The following is a 19,009-nucleotide window of genomic DNA, read 5'->3' on the forward strand; positions in this document are numbered from 1 at the left end:
GGCAGCACCAGCCAATAGCCTTGATCGGCCCAGGTGTCGAGGCGCAATGTCTGGCCGTCGCTGCGCAGATCCCGTGGGCCATCGAGCAGGCCAAGGCCGCGCAGGTCGGCATCGTCCAGGCGCGCCTGGCGATAACGTCCGCCCAGGCCATTGGCAAAGGCTTTCAGGCTGGGGCCGTCCAGACGGGGCACCAGAATGGCGCCCAGGTCATCCTTGAGGAAACTGCCGTCGTCCTGCGCAACCGGCGCCCCTTCGGCGGTGCCGATACCGAGCATCAGAAACTGCGTGGACTTGTCGTCCAGCGCCTGACGAATCCCTTGGCGTTCCTGTTCCGTCAGTGACGAACCGATCAGCAGGATACGCCCCTGGCCGAGTGCGCCCTGATCCAGCAGCGCAAGGGCCTTGGCCACCGCCAGATCGGCACGATGACCGGCTTGGGGCATCAGCGACGGCTTGAGTGCATCCACCAGGTTGCGGCTGGTCGACAGGTCATCCGACAGCGGCACCAAGGTGTGGGCGCTGCCGGCGTAGACGATGATTGCGGTCTGCGCGTCGCTGCGATTTTGCAGCAGATCGAACAGTTTGCGCCGGGCTTGTTCCAGCCTGTTTGGCGCAGTATCGGTGGCGAGCATTTCCGGAGTCAGCTCAAGCAACACCACCAGCGGGTCGGCGGGTTTCTGGCTGGTTTGTTCGACGCGCTGCCAGCTCGGGCCGAGCAGGGCCAGAACGGTCAGCACCCAGGCCAGGCCGAGGGCGACCCATGGCAGTTTGCTTTCGCGACCGCTGCCACCACTGAGCAACGCGGCATGGAAGGCCGGCGGCAGAATCATTTGCCAGCGGCCAGCGCGTTTCTGTCGATGCCAGAGTTGCCAGAGCAACCAGCCCAGCAACGGCAACAACAGCAGCCACCAGGGGCGGAACCAGTGCGGCCAGAGCGCAATCATCGGCGCCTCCGCAGGCGCAGGCGTTTGAGCCGCTGACGCCAGTCGGGCAGTTGCGTTTGCAGAAACCGCTCTTTGTTAAACAGCTTCTTGGTAAGCAGCCGTTGCAACGGATTGTCCGGCCAGCGCTCGCGGATCACCAGCAGCATGCTCAACAGCAGCGCCATCGCCAAAGGCCAGTGATACAACGCTTGGGCCGGGCGGGCCTGAGTGGGTTGCTGGGTCACCGGCTCCAGTTTGTCGAGGGTGCGCTTGATCGCCTGCAATTCCTCGCCGTCGCGGGCGCGGAAGTACTGGCCGCCGGTGGCTTGGGCGATGGCTTTCAAGGCCGGTTCGTCGAGGTCCAGGCTCGGGTTGATGCCCAGGAATCCCAGGGTGCCGCTTTGTTCCGGATCGGCGCCAATACCGATCGGGTAGATTTTCACGCCTTCGTTGGCCGCCAGTCGGGCGGCGGTCAGCGGATCGATCTCGCCGCCGTTGTTGGCGCCATCGGTGACCAGAATCAGCACACGGCTTTGTGCCGGGCGTTGGCGCAGGCGTTTGAGCGCCAGGCCAATCGCGTCGCCGATGGCGGTGTTCTTGCCGGCGATGCCGATCCGCGCTTCGTCGAGCCACACGCGAACGGTGTGCCGGTCAAAAGTCAGTGGCGCTTGCAGATAGGCCTGGCTGCCGAACAGGATCAACCCGACCCGGTCGCCGTCGCGACTTTCAAGAAAGTCACCGAGCAAATGCTGCACCAGCGTCAGTCGGCTGACGTCTTCGTCCTGCCACTGCATATCGGGAAAATCCATGGAGCCGGACACGTCCACCGCCACCAGCAGGTCGCGACCACTGGCGGCAACCGGCAGGGGTTCGCCGAGCCATTGCGGCCGCGCGGCGGCGATCAGCAGTAACAGCCACAGCAGAATGAACGGTGCTTGCTGACGCCACGCTGGCAGATTCGCCCGGGCACGGCGGCGAGCGAGGCCTTCGAGGTCGCTGAGGAAGCTGACTTTCAGCGCCGGTTCGCCACTGTCGGCCACCGGCAGCAGCACCCGCATCAGCCAGGGCAGTGGCAGCAGGGCGAAGATCCACGGCCAGGCAAACTCAAACATGTTTGCGAATCCAGGTGTCGACGGCTTGAGTCAGGCCGGCGATGGCCTTGTCGTCGAGTTTGCATTCGGGTTTGTAGGCGCCTTCCACCAGCACCATCCAGCGTGTGAGGCCGGCGGCCGGGCAGCGGTTATCAAGGAACGCCAGCCATTTGCGCCCGTTAAGGGTGTGGCTCTGGCTGTAGGGGTAATGGTTGCGACACAGGCGTTTGAGCAAGCCGTTGAGTTGCTGCAGCCAGGCACCGGCCGGGGCGCCGTCGTAGGGTTTGGGCATCCGGGCGAGTTCGGCCAGCGCAGCGAGACGCACCGGGTCCAGCGGTTGTTCGGCGCGCGCGACAGGGCGCTTGTTCGGGATGAAACGGCGCAACTGCCACAGGCCGAAACCGATCAATGGCAGCAATAACAGCAGCAGCCACCAGCCCGGCGCCGGCGGCCAGAAGCCGATCGGTGGCGGGGAAATCAGCGGTTGCAGTTGATCGAGGCTGCTCATCGACCTTTCCCCGGACGTTGAGGATTGAGGTATTCGCGCAGTTGCTCGACCATTTCGCTTTGGGTGCTCAAAGGCATCAGCAATACCCGCAACTTTTGCGCCAGCAGCTCCCAGCGGGCGATGCGCGCTTCAGCCTGTGCGCGATAGGCCTGGCGCAAGTCGAAATTCAACGTGTCGAGTTCCAGCTGTGCCCCACGTTCCGCAAAGCGTAAAAGCCCGGCAGCGGGCAGGGCGTGATCCAGCGGGTCGGACACGGGTAGCAGCAACAGGTCGCAGTGGCGCGACAACAGGCTCAACTGCTGCTCCGCACCGTCGGACAGGGCGCGTTCGTCGCAGATCACGATCACCAGGCTGCCGGGGCGCAAGACTTCCCGGGCGCGACGCAGGGCAATGCCGAAGGCGTCGCGGTCGGGCTCGCGTTCGGTGTGCAGCGACTGATTGACCCGCACCAGTCGGTTGAGCAATTGCAGCAGGCTCTGCTTGCTGCGTCGCGGTTTGATCTCGTAGTGTTCGTTGTCGCCGAACACCAGCCCGCCGACCCGGTCGTTATGGCCCAGCGCGGCCCAGCCAATCAGGCTCGCCGCCTGAGCGGCAAGCACCGATTTGAACATCAGCCCGGAGCCGAAAAACAGCCGGCAGCTCTGTTCGACCATGATGAAAATCGGCCGCTCGCGTTCTTCATGGAACAGCTTGGTATGAGGTTCCTGGGTCCGGGCGGTGACGCGCCAATCGATGCTGCGCACGTCATCGCCGGCCTGATAGACCCGCACCTGATCGAAGTCCACCCCGCGCCCGCGCAGTTTGGAGTGATGCAGGCCGATCAGCGGGCTGCGCTGGCTCGGCGTGGAAAACAACTGCACTTCGCGCACGCGATGACGCATCTTGATCAGCTCGGAAAGGCTGACCCGGATTCCCGGCTCGGGCGGCAGGAGGGCGTTCATCGGGGTCAAGCGACGGCTACGACGTCGAGAATCCGCTGGACCACCCGGTCCTGGTCGATGCCAGCAGCTTCGGCTTCAAAGGAAAGAATGATGCGGTGGCGCAACACATCGAACAGCACCGCCTGAATGTCTTCCGGGCTGACGAAGTCGCGACCGGCCAGCCAGGCGTGGGCCCGGGCGCAACGGTCCAGGGCAATGGAGCCACGGGGGCTGGCGCCGTAGGCGATCCATTCGGCCATTTCCGGGTCGAACTTGGCCGGCGTGCGTGTGGCCATGACCAGTTGCACCAGGTATTCCTCCACGGCGTCGGCCATGTACAACCCGAGGATTTCCTTGCGCGCGGCGAAGATCGCCTGCTGGCTGACCCGGCGTTCGGGCTTGGTTTCGCCGTGCAGCGCTTCGCCACGAGCCTGTTGCAGAATCCGGCGCTCGACGGCGGCGTCAGGGAAGCCGATTTTCACGTGCATCAGGAAACGGTCGAGCTGGGCTTCGGGCAGCGGGTAGGTGCCTTCCTGCTCGATGGGGTTTTGCGTGGCCATGACCAGAAACAGCGGCGACAGGTCGTAGGTGCTGCGCCCGACACTGACCTGGCGTTCGCCCATGGCCTCAAGCAGGGCCGACTGGACCTTGGCCGGGGCACGGTTGATTTCGTCCGCCAGCACCAGATTGTGGAAAATCGGGCCTTGCTGGAACACGAAGCTGCCGGTTTCCGGGCGATAGATTTCCGTGCCGGTGATGTCGGCCGGCAGCAGGTCGGGGGTGAACTGGATGCGATGGAACTGTGCTTCGATGCCTTCGGCGAGCTCTTTGATGGCTTTGGTCTTGGCCAGCCCCGGGGCGCCCTCGACCAGCATGTGGCCGTCGGCGAGCAAGGCGATGAGCAAGCGCTCGATGAGTTTTTCCTGGCCGAGAATCTGCGTTGAAAGAAAGGTTCGCAGCGCGAGCAGCGCTTCACGATGTTCCATCGATGACTGTTCCTGGAAAGGGTGACCGAAGACGTTCGAATAACGCCAGGGCTGGGGGCGTTACTTTAATCCATCGCGGGGGGCGGCGACTAACGGCATTTTGTGCAAAGTGCGGGAATTGATGGGCTAAATTGTTGGAATTTTGTAGGGGGTGGGTATTGCGGTGTTCTTTTGGACGCCTTCGCGGGCAAGCCTCGCTCCTACAGGTATCGAGGCGCCGCGATATTGTGTCGACGCAAAACCTGTAGGAGCGAGGCTTGCCCGCGAAGGCGCCAGCTCAAACACCATCAGAGCTGGCTTATATAAGTACCAATCCCCTTGAGAATGTTCTGCAAGGTTTCTTCCACCTCGGCCAGGTCCTGCGCATCGGTGCTGTGCAGGATTTCCAGCGAATCTTCGCCATCGAGCACATCGGCGTCCGCGGCGGCGATTTCGATCAGCAGGCGGTCAGGGCTGAGGGTGACTTTCACACCGTTGAGGGCCGAAGGCTTGTCGTGGAAGATGATCTCCAGCTCATCTTCGTCCGGAAAGCGGCTCATCAGGAACATTTCGCCCTCGGCGCTGTTGCAGCAGAGCATGGCCAAGTTGTCTTCTTCTTCGTCGCACGGGTTGACGATCAAGAGGTCAGTTGTCATTTGCATGGGGAAAATCCTGGCTCGGCGAGCGTGGTGAACGTTACAAAAAGCAATTCTGCCAGCCTTGGGGAATTTCTGCTCGGCTGAGTGTCAGAAGATGTGTCGTGAACATTCGGGGTGTTACTGGTCATTTTTGGCACGCATGTACCGCAAAACCGGGCATAAAACGCCCATTTTGCTTCACGGCTGCTAGTGTTGTTCAGGGCGCATGCCGCGCGCTGCGTACCGTTGACCGAATATGTCGCAGCGCTGCAAGCACAGCCCTTGCCGCACTCGTTAAGCTGCGCAACGGATGAGCACCCGTAAAGGCATTGCCTGTTGCCTTGGCAGTCGTTTTTGCAGATGCCCATTCAATGGAAGGTGAATGTGACCTGAGTGTCTCGTCCAGCTTCACCCACCTGTCATCCTGTTTCCTCTGCCCGAGAATCAGGAACAGGGTGACGGATTGCCCCGAAAGGGGTTTGCACGCGACGCTTCCATCAATAACAAGCCCAAGCGGAGTACCACAGATGGCGTTCTTCACCGCAGCCAGCAAAGCCGACTTCCAGCACCAACTGCAAGCGGCACTGGCGCAGCACATCAGTGAACAGGCACTGCCACAAGTGGCGCTGTTCGCCGAACAATTCTTCGGCATCATTTCCCTGGACGAGCTGACCCAGCGTCGGCTGTCCGACCTCGCCGGCTGCACCCTTTCTGCGTGGCGCCTGCTTGAGCGCTTCGATCACGCGCATCCGCAAGTGCGCGTCTACAACCCTGATTACGAACGCCACGGCTGGCAATCGACCCACACCGCGGTCGAAGTGCTGCACCACGATCTGCCGTTCCTGGTGGACTCGGTGCGCACCGAGCTGAACCGTCGCGGCTACAGCATTCATACCCTGCAAACCACTGTGCTGAGCGTGCGTCGCGGCAGCAAGGGCGAGCTGCTGGAAATCCTGCCCAAAGGCACCCAGGGCGAAGGCATTCTGCAAGAATCGCTGATGTACCTGGAAATAGACCGTTGCGCCAACACGGCCGAACTCAATGTCCTGACCAAAGAGCTGGAGCAGGTTCTCGGTGAAGTCCGCGTCGCGGTCGCCGATTTCGAACCGATGAAAGCCAAGGTCCAGCAGCTGATCGAAGGCATCGACAACAGCCAGTTCATCATCAACGCCGACGAAAAGTCCGAAATCAAGAGCTTCCTGGAATGGCTGGTGGGCAACCACTTCACCTTCCTGGGCTACGAAGAATTCGTGGTGGGTGAGGATCAGAACGGCGGTCACATCGAATATGACCAGAACTCGTTCCTCGGCCTGACCAAACTGCTGCGTGCCGGTCTGACCGTCGACGATCTGCGCATCGAAGACTACGCCGTCAACTACCTGCGCGAACCGACGCCGCTGTCGTTCGCCAAGGCTGCACACCCAAGCCGTGTCCACCGTCCGGCTTACCCGGATTACGTATCGATCCGCCAGATCGATGCCGATGGCAAAGTCATCAAGGAATGCCGCTTCATGGGCCTGTACACCTCCTCGGTGTATGGCGAAAGCGTGCGGGTCATTCCTTACATCCGTCGCAAGGTCGAGATCATCGAACAGCGTTCGGGCTTCCAGGCCAAGGCTCACTTGGGCAAGGAACTGGCCCAGGTACTCGAAGTATTGCCGCGCGATGACTTGTTCCAGACCCCGGTGGACGAGCTGTTCACCACCGTGATGTCGATCGTGCAGATCCAGGAACGCAACAAGATCCGCGTGTTCCTGCGCAAAGACCCGTACGGCCGATTCTGCTACTGCCTGGCCTACGTGCCGCGCGACATCTACTCCACCGAAGTGCGCCAGAAGATCCAGCAAGTGCTGATGGATCGCCTGAAAGCCTCGGACTGCGAGTTCTGGACCTTCTTCTCCGAATCCGTGCTGGCCCGTGTGCAACTGATTCTGCGGGTCGATCCGAAGAACCGTCTGGACATCGACCCGGTTCTGCTGGAAAAAGAAGTGGTACAGGCCTGCCGCAGCTGGCAGGACGACTATGCGAGCCTGGTGGTCGAGAGCTTCGGCGAAGCCCAGGGCACCAACGTGCTGGCCGACTTCCCGAAAGGCTTCCCGGCCGGTTACCGCGAGCGTTTTGCAGCCCACTCGGCTGTGGTCGACATGCAGCACCTGCTGAGCCTGAAAGAATCCAATCCACTGGTAATGAGCTTCTATCAGCCACTGGGTCAGGTCTCCGGTCAGCGCGAGCTGCACTGCAAGCTGTATCACGCCGACACCCCGCTGGCGTTGTCCGACGTATTGCCGATCCTGGAAAACCTTGGCCTGCGCGTGCTGGGCGAATTCCCGTATCGCCTGCGCCACAACAGCGGCCGCGAATTCTGGATTCACGACTTCGCGTTCACCGCCGCCGAAGGCCTGGAACTCGACATCCAGCAACTCAACGACACCTTGCAGGACGCTTTCGTCCACATCGTGCGCGGCGATGCCGAGAACGATGCCTTCAACCGCCTGGTGCTGACCGCCGGCCTGCCATGGCGCGATGTCGCGCTGCTGCGTGCCTACGCCCGTTACATGAAGCAGATCCGCCTGGGCTTCGACCTGGGTTACATCGCCAGCACCCTGAACAACCACACCGACATCGCTCGCGAGTTGACCCGGCTGTTCAAAACCCGTTTCTACCTGGCCCGCAAGCTCGGTACTGACGATCTGGAAGACAAGCAACAACGCCTGGAACACGCGATTCTGGCAGCACTGGACGATGTTCAGGTGCTCAACGAAGACCGCATCCTGCGTCGTTACCTGGACCTGATCAAAGCGACCCTGCGGACCAACTTCTACCAGACCGACGCCCACGGTCAGAACAAGTCCTACTTCAGCTTCAAGTTCAACCCGCACCAGATTCCAGAGCTGCCGAAGCCGGTACCGAAGTTCGAAATCTTCGTTTACTCGCCTCGCGTCGAAGGCGTGCACCTGCGCTTCGGCAACGTTGCTCGCGGTGGTCTGCGCTGGTCCGACCGTGAAGAAGACTTCCGTACCGAAGTCCTCGGTCTGGTAAAAGCCCAGCAAGTGAAGAACTCGGTCATTGTACCGGTGGGTGCGAAGGGTGGCTTCCTGCCGCGTCGCCTGCCACTGGGCGGCAGCCGTGACGAGATCGCGGCCGAGGGCATCGCCTGCTACCGCATCTTCATCTCGGGCCTGTTGGACATCACCGACAACCTGAAAGACGGCGCGCTGGTACCGCCGGCCAACGTCGTGCGTCATGACGACGATGATCCGTACCTGGTGGTGGCGGCGGACAAGGGCACTGCAACCTTCTCCGACATCGCCAACGGCATCGCCATCGACTACGGCTTCTGGCTCGGCGACGCCTTTGCGTCCGGTGGCTCGGCTGGCTACGACCACAAGAAAATGGGCATTACCGCCAAGGGCGCGTGGGTCGGCGTACAACGCCACTTCCGCGAGCGCGGCATCAATGTCCAGGAAGACAGCATCACTGTAGTGGGCGTCGGCGACATGGCCGGTGACGTGTTCGGTAACGGCTTGCTGATGTCCGAGAAGCTGCAACTGGTCGCAGCGTTCAACCACCTGCACATCTTCATTGACCCGAACCCGGAGCCAGCCAACAGCTTCGCCGAGCGTCAACGTCTGTTCGATCTGCCGCGTTCGGCGTGGTCGGACTACGACACCAGCATCATGTCCGAAGGCGGCGGGATCTTCTCCCGTAGCGCAAAAAGCATCGCGATTTCCCCGCAGATGAAAGAGCGCTTCGACATTCAGGCTGACAAGCTGACCCCGACCGAACTGCTGAATGCCTTGCTCAAGGCACCGGTAGACCTGTTGTGGAACGGCGGTATCGGTACTTACGTCAAAGCCAGCAGCGAAAGCCACGCCGATGTCGGCGACAAGGCCAACGATGCACTGCGCGTGAACGGCAACGAACTGCGCTGCAAAGTCGTGGGCGAGGGCGGTAACCTCGGTATGACTCAGCTGGGTCGTGTCGAATTCGGCCTCAATGGCGGCGGTTCCAACACCGACTTCATCGACAACGCCGGTGGTGTGGACTGCTCCGACCACGAAGTGAACATCAAGATCCTGCTGAACGAAGTGGTTCATGCCGGTGACATGACCGACAAGCAACGTAACCAGTTGCTGGCGAGCATGACCGATGAAGTCGGTAACCTGGTGCTCGGCAACAACTACAAGCAGACTCAGGCACTGTCCCTGGCGGCACGCCGAGCCTTGCCGCGGATTGCCGAATACAAGCGTCTGATGAACGATCTGGAAGGCCGCGGCAAGCTGGATCGCGCCATCGAGTTCCTGCCGGCTGAAGAGGCGATCAACGAGCGCGTCGCGGCGGGCCATGGCCTGACCCGTGCCGAGTTGTCGGTACTGATCTCCTACAGCAAGATCGACCTCAAGGAAGCGCTGCTCAACTCCCTGGTGCCGGACGATGACTACCTGACCCGCGACATGGAAACCGCTTTCCCGCCGACGCTGGTGAGCAAGTTCTCCGATGCCATGCGCCGTCACCGTCTGAAGCGTGAAATCGTCAGCACCCAGATCGCCAACGATCTGGTGAACCACATGGGCATCACCTTCGTTCAACGACTCAAAGAGTCGACCGGCATGAGCCCGGCGAATGTTGCGGGGGCATATGTAATAGTTCGGGATATCTTCCACCTCCCGCACTGGTTCCGGCAGATAGAAGCCCTGGATTATCAGGTATCGGCCGACGTCCAACTGGAGCTGATGGATGAGCTGATGCGTCTGGGCCGCCGCGCTACGCGCTGGTTCCTGCGCAGCCGTCGCAACGAGCAGAATGCTGCCCGTGACGTCGCGCACTTCGGTCCGCACCTGGCGGCGTTGGGCCTCAAGCTCGACGAACTGCTGGAAGGCCCGACCCGTGAAGGCTGGCAGACCCGCTACCAGGCCTACGTCGCTGCTGGCGTGCCTGAGTTGCTGGCGCGCATGGTTGCAGGCACCACTCACCTGTACACCTTGCTGCCGATCATCGAAGCTTCGGATGTGACCGGTCAGAACGCAGCCGACGTGGCCAAGGCCTACTTCGCCGTGGGCAGCGCGCTGGACATCACCTGGTACCTGCAACAGATCAGCGCTCTGCCGGTTGAAAACAACTGGCAGGCCCTGGCCCGTGAAGCGTTCCGTGATGACGTCGATTGGCAACAACGTGCGATCACCATCTCCGTCCTGCAACAGGGCGACGGCACCCAGGACGTGGAAACACGCTTGGCGCTGTGGATGGAAGAGCACGAAGGCATGATCGAACGCTGGCGCGCCATGCTGGTGGAAATCCGTGCCGCCAACGGCACCGACTACGCCATGTACGCGGTGGCCAACCGCGAACTGCTGGATCTGGCGTTGAGCGGTCAAGCGGTAGTGCCTGCTGCTGTCACTAGCAGTGCGGACGCCGAGCTGGAGCCGGCTGCCTGATAAGCGCTGAATGAAGAAAGCCCCGTCTCGAAAGAGATGGGGCTTTTTTTTGTCTGAAGGTTTTGTGGTGTCTGGTCGGGCCTCTTCGCGGGCAAGCCTCGCTCCTACAGGTTTTGCGTTGAACGCCGATTTTGTGGTCACCCGCAATCCCCGTAGGAGCGAGGCTTGCCCGCGAAGAGGCCATCAGCCGCACCGAGACTTTTTTAGGTACGGCGCTCAGTTCTCCAAAGGAATCAACACTTTCTCATCCGGGGCCAACACCATGAACACGAAGCAGCCCCAAAATCGGTGGACGCGCAGGACAATGCAGACTGCGTTCGCCGGATTTACGTCTGCTGCGCAGACGAGCGGGAGCAAGCTCCCTCGCCACAGGTGTTTGTCAGACGATTGGAAAGCTGTTGAAGTCGACGGCATTGGCCAGTCGGCTGTCGATCAGGCCGATAAAGCCTTGCACTTCGGGGCAGTTGAAATGCGATTGCATGGCCGCTTCCGATTGCCAGCGGGCGCTGACTGTCCAGCGGGTGTCGTCCTCGGGGCAGCGGTCGACCATATAGGAGTCACAGCCCGGAAGTTCGCGCAGGGTGTCGACAATCTTTTGCAGTTGCTTACCCAGTTCGTCCGAGCGGCCGGCGGCAGCCTGCACCTTTACGGTGTTGATCACTTCGTTGGACATTGCTCACACTCCTGAATCAGGCCGGACGAATCCTGCTCACTGAGGGATAACGCCCAGTCAGGATAGGCCTGCCCCCCCAGACCGCCAATAGCCAATCGCCGGATAAAGCCACAGACCAATCCCTCAACCGAGCTGCTGCAAAATGTCCCTCAAGCGGTCCAGGGCGATGTCGATGTCCAGGGTTTCGATCGCGCCGAACCCCAGGAAAAGCCCGGCCTGAGGCGCTTGCTGGTAAAAAAAGCTGTCCAGGGCATAGAGCCCCACTTCGACTTTTCTTGCCAATTCGATCACCAATGGAATATCGACCGGCACCTTACACAGCACCGCCATGTGGAACCCGGCCGTGGTCGGCACCGCTTCAAACCACGGCGAAAGGTCGCCCGCCATGCGCGCCAGGATCCGTTCACGACGCCCGGCGTATATCGTATGGCAGCGCCGGATGTGCTTGAGCAGACAGCCCTCGGCGATGAACTTGGCGAGCGCCCATTGGGGCAGGGTGGAGGTATGCAGGTCGGTGAGTTGCTTGGCGCGGATCACCGCTTCGAGAATCGCCGGCGGCAAAATCGCGTAGCCGAGCCGCAGCTCCGGCAACAAGGTCTTCGAGAAAGTGCCGACGTAGGCGACGATACCGCGCTGATCCAGGCTTTGCAGCGAGTCGGTGGGCCGGCCTTCGTAGCGGAATTCGCTGTCGTAGTCGTCTTCGATGATGATCGCCCCCAGCTCATAGGCCCTGGCGAGCAGGGCTTCCCGGCGGGCCTGGCTTAAGGGCATGCCCAAGGGGAACTGGTGGGACGGGGTGACGTAAATCAGCCGGGTGCCGTCGGGAATGTGCTCGACCTGAATACCTTGCGCATCCACCGGCACGCCGACCACCGTCGCGCCATGGCTCCCGAACAACAGACGCGCCGGCGGGTAGCCGGGGTCTTCCATGGCCACGAGGCTGCCCGGTTGGGTCAGCACCCGGGAAATCAGGTCCAGCGCCTGCTGCGCGCCGTTGCACACCACCACGTCCTCGTCCTGACAATTGACCCCGCGCGAAAACGCGATGTGCCGTGCGATCGCATTGCGCAGCGCCGGCAGGCCTTCGGGCAGGCTATAGAAACCTTTGGAGCCGGCAATCTGGCGCAAGGCATGGGAAGTGCAGCGGCGCCAATCGTCCTGCGGGAACTGGCCCTTGCTGGTGGCGCCACCAATGAACTCGTAACGCAACGAACCTTCCAGCGTCGGGTGGCGCAAGAATGTCGGCAGGTTGCGCCAGCGTTCGATGACCTCAAAGCTCGCCAGCTCCGAGTGGCTCTGCTTGTGGACGATTTTCGCCGCCCGGGCATTGACGTAAGTGCCTTTGCCGATCACCCCGGTGAGGAAGTTCTCATAGGTCAGTTGCGCATACGTGTCGGAAATGGTCTTGCGCGAAATCCCCAGCTGTTCGGCCAGCAAACGGCTGGGCGGCAGCTGCGTCCCGGCTGTCAGGCGACCGGATTCAATGGCGTCGCGCAGTTGCCGGTACAACTGGCCTGTAAGGTCCTTGCGGCCGTTGATGACAACATGAAGTTCCATACCGGCGGGGCTCCCTGGGCGGTTGAGGCGACTGTGCGTCGCGCCAGATTACCCGCATGAACGGCTGCGCAGAAGTTGCGTGGGCGAAAAACCTGCGATTGGCCTGCTGCCGGGCGGTCCATGGTTTTTTCGACGAATTGGACCTGTGACGCCCGCGGATCAGCCTCTACCTTGGAGTCACCTATCCGATCCACGAGGTCGCCCCATGAACTCCCGTCTGGATTACTACAGCGCATCGCCCAAAGCGATGAAAGCCATGATCGCCATGGAGGCCTTGACCCGCGACCTGAGCATCGAACCGGCCTTGTTGAACCTGATCAAAATCCGCGCCTCGCAGCTCAATGGCTGCGCCTTCTGCACCGACATGCATTGCGTGGACGCGCGCCGCTTCGGCGAGAGCGATCGCCGGCTGTACGCGATCGTAGTCTGGCGCGACAGCAACTTTTTCAACCCTCGGGAGCGGGCTGCCCTGGCCTGGACCGAAGCGGTGACCCTGCTCTCGCAAAGTCACGTGCCGGACGACGTTTACGCTCAGGCCCGGGAGCAGTTCAGCGAAGGTGAACTGGTCGACCTGACAATGGCTGTCAGCACCATCAACAGCTGGAATCGCCTGGCGGTGAGCTTTCGGCAAACGCCCAGTGATTGAGCCGAGCAACTGTGGCGAGGGGGCTTGCCCCCGTTCGGCTGCGAAGCAGTCGTAAACCCAGGCAACTCGGTGGGTCTGAAAGAATGCAGGGGGCCGCTTCGCGACCCAACGGGGGCAAGCCCCCTCGCCACAGATGCAGGGGGACCGGCAGATTTCACGTGGCAGATCACCTGCCATTAAGCAGCGGTGAAGTTGCACTCGCCGGTGCCGGCCGCTGCGGTTTCACCGATGTGCCAAAGGTATTGCCCATGCGCGTGCTGGTGGCGGCTGGTGTGGCCAGGCCCAACTGATGGGGTGGCCGCTTGTTGATCGGCACGTTCATCGCCTGCTGATTTTTCTGCTCCGCCGTGGCACCCGCCGGGTTGTTGCCCATCTGCTGGCTGAGGCAGTTGTAGTCCGGCGCCTTGTAGCCACCGACCGTCACTTCGACGCAGCCCTGTGGTTGTTCGGCGTGAGCCAGCGACAGCCCGCTTATCAGCAGCACGCCCGCTGCAAGGCTCGATAGATGTTTCATTGAAGGCCTCCTGGCCGGCCACAAAGGGGCCGCTCTGGAGCGTGAGTCTAGAGCAATGCGCTTGAACGGCGCGTGATGGTTTTTTTGCACCGGCCGTCACATCAGGTTCATATACAGCCCTCAGGATGACGGTTTTCAGGGGTACGTCAGCCGTGCAGCGAGGCAGAGCCAGGGACGGGCGCCAGTTTTTAATGACTCACGTTCGCCAGGCTTGCCTGGCGTTGCTGTTTTGGTTGATGTCATCGGCAGTGTCCGCAGGTCCGGTCGATCCACGCACACCACTGGAACTGGACATCCCGGCCCAGGCATTGGCCAGCGCGCTTGAGCGGTTCAGCCGCTCCACCGGCATGGCGGTGCTGGTGGATCGCCAGCTGACCCGCGGTCGTCGTTCGGTCGCCGTGAAAGGACACTTGAATGCTACCGATGCGTTGAGCCTGATGCTCAGCGGCAGCGGGTTGATGGCGCGGTATGCCCGAGCGGATGCCTTCACCTTGCAGGTGGCGCAGGTCGCCGAGGTGCCCACGGTGTCAGGCACAGTCACAAACAATGCGCCGCTTGCGGGCGGCAGTTATGCGACGGCGATTCAATCAGCGCTCGAACGTCGCTTGTGTCGCTCGCCGTTGACCCGCCCGGGCAGTTTTCGGGCGTTGTTGCAACTGTGGATCGGCCGTGACGGTGTGGTGCAGTACAGCCGCCTGGTCAGTTCCACAGGTGATGTTCAGCGCGACTCGGCGCTGGTGGAAAGTTTACGCAACCTCAGAATAGAACGCCCGGCGCCCAGCTCCTTAGGTCAGCCGGTCACGCTGCTTTTGCTACCGGACTCGTCAGGAAAACGCATGGAATGCACACAATGGGAAGGAGTTTCCGGGGGATGAAAGACACCGGGCAAAGTTCGATGGTCAGGCTGTTCCTGACGTCCTATGACGATTTCAAGGTGCGCTTGCGCAGGCGCCTCGGTTCGGAGGATCTGGCCAACGACGTCCTGCACGAAACCTACCTGCGGGTCGACCGCATGGAAGCCCCGCCGAACATCGCGCAACCCAATGCCTACCTCTATCGCATGGCCCTGAACATTGCTGCCGACCGGCGCCAGTCGGACGCCCGGTTGCTGACCGGCAGCGAGGTGGAGGAGTTGTTGCAGGTGTCCGACGAAGCGCTCGACCCGGCACGGGTGGTGGGCGGTCAGAAGGAAATTCAGTCGCTGCTCAAAGCGCTGTACGAGTTGCCGGCGCGTCGGCGCAAGATATTTATCGCCGCGCGTCTGGAAGAGGCGCCGCACCTGGAAATCTCCCAGCGTTTCGGCATTTCGACACGGATGGTCGAGAAGGAAATCAAAGCGGCCCTGGGTCATTGCGCCGCGCGCCTCGAAAGAAAAGTCATTCAGCGGTTCGGTCCCGGCGCGGGAAAACCGTCTTGATAGAAGAGTCCAGATTAATCCGTGAGTACCCCCGCGCTTGAACATCTTCCGTATGTCATTCCCTGAGGCGACACCCCAGGATCGGCTGCAAAGCGAAGCCCAGGACTGGTTGATCCTTTTGACCTCGGGCCGGGCGACCGTCGCCGATGCCCGCGCCTTGCGCCAGTGGTGCGCGCAAAGCCCCGAACACGCCCGCGCCTTCGAGCAAGGCAAGCTGTTGTGGCAGCAGTTGCAGCCCGCCGCCGAAGGTTTGCAGGCACCGCGGCATATTGGGCGTCGGGCGTTTCTTGGCGGCGCCATCGCAGCGTCCGCGGCGTTCTTGCTGATTCGTGGCACCGTGCCGGGCGGTTTTTCCGGACTGGGTGCTGACTACATCACGCAAGTCGGCGAGCAGCGGCGGGTCGATCTGGCGGACGGCGTGAGCCTGGAACTCAATACCCAGACGCGGATCAACCGCCGTGACAGTGCCGATTTCGAACTGGTCAGTGGCGAAGTCGAGGTTCTGACCCGTGCTCAGGCGCCACTCAAGGTTCAGGCCGGGGCAGGGTGGTTGAGTGCGAGCCAGGCGCGGTTCAATCTGCGCAACACCGATCAGAGCGTATGCGTTACCTGTCTGGACGGCGCGTTGCAGATTGATGTGCAGGGGCGCAGCATTCGCCTGGAGTCAGGTCAGCAACTGACCTATGACGCCCAGCGAGTCGGCACGCCGCAAGCGGTCGACACCTCGGCGGTGATTGCCTGGCGCCAGCAAGTACTGGTGTTCAACGACGCCACGCTGTCGACGGTGATCGACGAGATCAACCGCTATCGCCCCGGGATGTTGCTGTTGCTCAACAGCGAGTTGGGCAAGCGCAAGGTTCAGGCACGTTTCAGCCTGGATCAACTGGCGGGGGTGGCGTTGTTGATCCGCGATGCGTATGGGGCCAAATGCACTGAATTGCCGGGTGGGGTGGTGGTGCTCAGTTGATGTGAAGGTGGCTGTTCTGACGCCATCGCGAGCAGGCTCGCTCCCACATGGAATGTCTGGCATACACAAAATCCATGTGCACTGAAGAACCCTGTGGGAGCGAGCCTGCTCGCGATGAACGATAACGCGGTCTGTGTGAGTCACTCCAACGGCCCGATCACCTGCCGATACTGCTCAACCCCCTGAGGCGTTTGCCGCGTCAGGCTGATCTCGATCCCCAGTGGATTCTCCCGCCGATTACCGCTCAGTTTCCTCCAGCCCTTGTCCACTTCCCACACCCGCAACGCGGCTTCGCTGACGTCATTGAGCACGGCAACTCCACCGGTGGGGGCTGGCAGTGAATACTGGCTGCGCGACGGTGCCTGAGCCCGATAGAGCGTGTCGCCCTTGAGCCACCAGCGCACGCGTTGCAACTCGCCATTCTGGTTGGGCGCGACGCGGATCACGTCCAGACGAAAGCCTTTGCCGTCGGTGCTGCGCACGGTCAGCGCAGGCGGGGCGCTGGGCGGTTCGTCGTCTGCCCCGGGCCTGGCCGGCTCGGACAGCTCGATGCTGGCGCGCATCGCGACGTCGCGCTCCAGTTGGTTCAGCGCCCGCAGCAGGGCTTCGGTCTGTTCGGTGCTGGCCTGCAAATGAGCGTCGGCACGGGTGACACTGTCCAGGCCACGCCAGGCAATCAGACTGACCACGGCCATCAGCATGATCGCGACCATCACTTCGATCAGGGTAAAACCTTGTTGGGCTTTCATTGGACGCTCACCTGGCCGGTGGCGTTGCGTTGCACGCTGATGCTGTTGAGCCCGTCCGACAGCTTCAGCTGCAAGGGCGGGTTGATCCACTCGGCGTTCAATACGACTTTTTGCCTGGGCTCCACCCGCACTTCCATCCCCGGCGTTTGCCAGGGGCGGGGGCGCAGTTGTGGGTCGTTGTTGAAGTGATCGAAGCCTTTGTCCTGGTCATTGCGGCGACTGAAACGAAAGCCCTTGGCATCGGCCAGCCAGGTGATCGGCCGCCCATCGGCGCGGGCTTCGGCCTGGGCCACCTGGAGCAACTGCGCGACACGCTCGGCGTCCTTGCGCAGCAGGTGCAACGGGTCCGGTTTGATGCTCAGGCTGATCGCCGCGCTGGCGATGCCGATGATCACCAGCACCACCATCAACTCGATCAAGGTAAAGCCCTGTTGTTTGAAGCCATTCATCGACTGCGCGCTCCTTTGCGTCGGCTTTTATCCTGCACGGCAAAGATGATGGGTGTGTGAAATAAAAACGTGAGAATTAAGCGGTAGGCTCAGGGCAGGGACTAAAAGGAGATTCAGCCCATGTCGTTCACCGATCGGTTTTCCCCGGCACAGTGCGTGCAGGCTGTTGCCTTGCTGGCGACCCTGGCCGGTGTCGTCACCTGGTCATCACTGCTGCTCACCTCGGCCGAATCGCGAACCCCGGAGGCGGCGCCGCAATTGATTGCCGAGCGCTCCAACAACCCGGCCCTGCAATGGTTTTCCAACCAACCGGCGCCGGTCGATATCAAGGTCGGCGGCGTGCTGGCGGGCAGCCGTGGCGCCGTGGCCATTCTCAGCCTCAACGATGGCCCGCCACGCAGCTTTCTGGTGGGCGAGCGCGTGAGCCAAGGGGTGAAAGTCGTGGCCATCGACGGCGACGCCGTGGTGATCGAACGCGGCACCGAACAAACCCGGCTGGTGCTCGACAAACTGCCAGATTCACCGGTACTGCCCGTGTTGACTCAACCCTGAAACCACAGGGATCGCGTTTATTTGGTGATCGGTCGACTGAGCAAGGTATCGAGTCGGGCCAGTGGCGGTGCTTCGCGGCTGCGGTCGAACACTTGCAGATCGACCCGCAACAAGCGGCCGTTCTGCGCGTTGCCGATGGCCTGTTCGCAGCGCAACAGCAATCGCCCCTGATCGCATTCGATCGCTTTCGCCCCCAGCGGCAAACGGCCCTCCAGGCGCAGCTCGGCCAGACGACTCTGGGCCGCCAGCAGCGCGATGGATTTGTCGCGCAACAGACCATTGCTCTGGGTCATCAACCCGGCCACCCGCACTGCGGCAGACATCGCGACGGCGATGATCGCCAGCGCCACCAGCACTTCAATCAAGGTAAAACCGGCTTCTCGGGAAGGGCGTTGCATCAGGCGCTCGGGCAGTCGGGACAGCACTTGACGGTAGCGTCCGGGCTTGACGGCTTGACGACCAAAGCTCCCGAGGAATTTCAACATCACTGACATATCTTCTTGCAACACTGCGCGTCGAATCGAATCAAGCCAGGGAATGTCGAGATGGATATCGCGCGCTTCAAGTTGCTGAATCAGCAACCCCGCCTGCCTCGGGGGCAGCAAGGTTTCACCTTGATCGAGATCATGGTGGTGGTAGTGATTCTCGGGATTCTGGCGGCGATGGTGGTGCCCAAGGTGCTGGACCGTCCGGACCAGGCGCGGGCCACGGCCGCCAAACAGGACATTGGCGGCTTGATGCAAGCCTTGAAGCTGTATCGCCTGGACCACGGCACCTATCCGAATATGACCCAGGGCTTGAAAGTGCTGGTCGAACGCCCGGCGGACGCCAAGAACAGCAACTGGCGTTCGTATCTGGAACGCCTGCCGAATGACCCGTGGGGCCGTCCCTACAACTATCTGAATCCGGGCGCGAATGGCGAAGTCGATATCTTCTCCCTCGGTGCCGACGGCCAGCCTGACGGCGAAGGCGTGAATGCCGATATCGGCTCCTGGCAGTTGTAAG

The 19,009-nt window shown here is 61.7% G+C and carries 19 protein-coding genes; 7 read left to right on the forward strand and 12 right to left on the reverse strand.

The window, feature by feature from the left end; genetic code table 11:
• The 6 genes from PMI30_RS13470 to PMI30_RS13445 form a co-directional block, all read right to left on the reverse strand.
• The coding region (locus PMI30_RS13470) for a vWA domain-containing protein (protein WP_008010399.1) at nt 1-944 on the reverse strand (944 nt) is incomplete at its 3' end.
• Nucleotides 941-2,035 carry a vWA domain-containing protein gene (locus tag PMI30_RS13465; protein WP_008010400.1) on the reverse strand — a complete coding sequence of 365 codons (1,095 nt, stop codon included), beginning with the start codon at nt 2,033-2,035 and terminating at the stop codon, nt 941-943. The genes PMI30_RS13470 and PMI30_RS13465, both read right to left, overlap by 4 nt.
• Entirely contained in the window at nt 2,028-2,522 is a 495-nt protein-coding gene (locus PMI30_RS13460; RefSeq protein WP_008010402.1) for a DUF4381 domain-containing protein, read from the reverse strand. Before PMI30_RS13460 ends, PMI30_RS13465 begins: the two co-directional genes overlap by 8 nt.
• On the reverse strand, nt 2,519-3,463 hold the full coding sequence (locus tag PMI30_RS13455) for a DUF58 domain-containing protein (RefSeq protein WP_008010405.1): 945 nt from the start codon (nt 3,461-3,463) through the stop codon (nt 2,519-2,521). The genes PMI30_RS13460 and PMI30_RS13455 overlap by 4 nt, the downstream gene beginning before the upstream one ends.
• 5 nt (nt 3,464-3,468) lie before the next feature.
• Nucleotides 3,469-4,428 (reverse strand): AAA family ATPase, encoded by a 960-nt coding sequence (locus PMI30_RS13450; protein ID WP_007901181.1) that lies wholly within the window; start codon nt 4,426-4,428, stop codon nt 3,469-3,471.
• A gap of 287 nt (nt 4,429-4,715) precedes the next feature.
• Nucleotides 4,716-5,069: a hypothetical protein gene (locus tag PMI30_RS13445; protein WP_008010408.1), complete on the reverse strand. Its 354-nt coding sequence runs from the start codon at nt 5,067-5,069 to the stop codon at nt 4,716-4,718.
• A 503-nt stretch (nt 5,070-5,572) separates the two neighbouring features.
• On the opposite strand from PMI30_RS13445, the gene PMI30_RS13440 reads away from it, so the two are divergent.
• Entirely contained in the window at nt 5,573-10,480 is a 4,908-nt protein-coding gene (locus PMI30_RS13440; protein WP_008010410.1) for an NAD-glutamate dehydrogenase, read from the forward strand.
• 379 nt (nt 10,481-10,859) lie between these two features.
• On the opposite strand, the gene PMI30_RS13435 is transcribed toward PMI30_RS13440, so the two are convergent.
• On the reverse strand, nt 10,860-11,153 hold the full coding sequence (locus PMI30_RS13435) for an antibiotic biosynthesis monooxygenase family protein (RefSeq protein ID WP_008010413.1): 294 nt from the start codon (nt 11,151-11,153) through the stop codon (nt 10,860-10,862).
• Between the two features lie 123 nt (nt 11,154-11,276).
• The gene (pdxR, locus tag PMI30_RS13430) at nt 11,277-12,710 is read right to left on the reverse strand and encodes a MocR-like pyridoxine biosynthesis transcription factor PdxR (protein ID WP_008010415.1); all 1,434 of its coding nucleotides are present in this window, start codon (nt 12,708-12,710) and stop codon (nt 11,277-11,279) included.
• Nucleotides 12,711-12,915: 205 nt separating this feature from the next.
• Here pdxR and PMI30_RS13425 point away from each other — a divergent pair, with 205 nt between their 5' ends.
• Nucleotides 12,916-13,356: a carboxymuconolactone decarboxylase family protein gene (locus tag PMI30_RS13425; RefSeq protein ID WP_008010417.1), complete on the forward strand. Its 441-nt coding sequence runs from the start codon at nt 12,916-12,918 to the stop codon at nt 13,354-13,356.
• A 166-nt stretch (nt 13,357-13,522) separates the two neighbouring features.
• On the opposite strand, the gene PMI30_RS13420 is transcribed toward PMI30_RS13425, so the two are convergent.
• Entirely contained in the window at nt 13,523-13,870 is a 348-nt protein-coding gene (locus PMI30_RS13420) for a hypothetical protein (RefSeq protein WP_008010419.1), read from the reverse strand.
• Between the two features lie 191 nt (nt 13,871-14,061).
• Between PMI30_RS13420 and PMI30_RS13415 the strand changes: the two genes are divergently transcribed.
• The 3 genes from PMI30_RS13415 to PMI30_RS13405 are packed head-to-tail and all read left to right on the forward strand — an operon-like array spanning nt 14,062 to nt 16,254.
• A complete protein-coding gene (locus PMI30_RS13415) occupies nt 14,062-14,745 on the forward strand; it encodes an STN domain-containing protein (RefSeq protein ID WP_008010420.1) in 684 nt (227 codons plus the stop codon).
• The gene (locus PMI30_RS13410) at nt 14,742-15,287 is read left to right on the forward strand and encodes an RNA polymerase sigma factor (protein WP_007901197.1); all 546 of its coding nucleotides are present in this window, start codon (nt 14,742-14,744) and stop codon (nt 15,285-15,287) included. Before PMI30_RS13415 ends, PMI30_RS13410 begins: the two co-directional genes overlap by 4 nt.
• 37 nt (nt 15,288-15,324) lie before the next feature.
• Nucleotides 15,325-16,254, forward strand: coding sequence for a FecR family protein (locus PMI30_RS13405; protein ID WP_032835545.1), 930 nt, complete (start codon nt 15,325-15,327; stop codon nt 16,252-16,254).
• 140 nt (nt 16,255-16,394) lie between these two features.
• Here the strand turns inward: PMI30_RS13405 and PMI30_RS13400 are convergent, their stop codons facing one another.
• Both PMI30_RS13400 and gspH read right to left on the reverse strand, forming a co-directional pair.
• Nucleotides 16,395-17,003, reverse strand: coding sequence for a prepilin-type N-terminal cleavage/methylation domain-containing protein (locus PMI30_RS13400; protein ID WP_008010424.1), 609 nt, complete (start codon nt 17,001-17,003; stop codon nt 16,395-16,397).
• A complete protein-coding gene (gene gspH / locus PMI30_RS13395; protein ID WP_008010426.1) occupies nt 17,000-17,452 on the reverse strand; it encodes a type II secretion system minor pseudopilin GspH in 453 nt (150 codons plus the stop codon). The genes PMI30_RS13400 and gspH overlap by 4 nt, the downstream gene beginning before the upstream one ends.
• Nucleotides 17,453-17,572: 120 nt before the next feature.
• On the opposite strand from gspH, the gene PMI30_RS13390 reads away from it, so the two are divergent.
• Nucleotides 17,573-18,004 (forward strand): type II secretion system protein N, encoded by a 432-nt coding sequence (locus PMI30_RS13390; RefSeq protein ID WP_007901203.1) that lies wholly within the window; start codon nt 17,573-17,575, stop codon nt 18,002-18,004.
• A gap of 17 nt (nt 18,005-18,021) precedes the next feature.
• Here the strand turns inward: PMI30_RS13390 and gspI are convergent, their stop codons facing one another.
• Nucleotides 18,022-18,402, reverse strand: a complete 381-nt coding sequence (gene gspI / locus PMI30_RS13385) for a type II secretion system minor pseudopilin GspI (protein ID WP_032835548.1) — start codon at nt 18,400-18,402, stop codon at nt 18,022-18,024.
• A gap of 147 nt (nt 18,403-18,549) precedes the next feature.
• Between gspI and gspG the strand changes: the two genes are divergently transcribed.
• The gene (gene gspG / locus PMI30_RS13380; RefSeq protein ID WP_007901208.1) at nt 18,550-19,008 is read left to right on the forward strand and encodes a type II secretion system major pseudopilin GspG; all 459 of its coding nucleotides are present in this window, start codon (nt 18,550-18,552) and stop codon (nt 19,006-19,008) included.
• Nucleotide 19,009 lies beyond the last annotated feature (1 nt).

It is taken from the genome of Pseudomonas sp. GM50, assembly GCF_000282375.1.
GTDB lineage: Bacteria > Pseudomonadota > Gammaproteobacteria > Pseudomonadales > Pseudomonadaceae > Aquipseudomonas.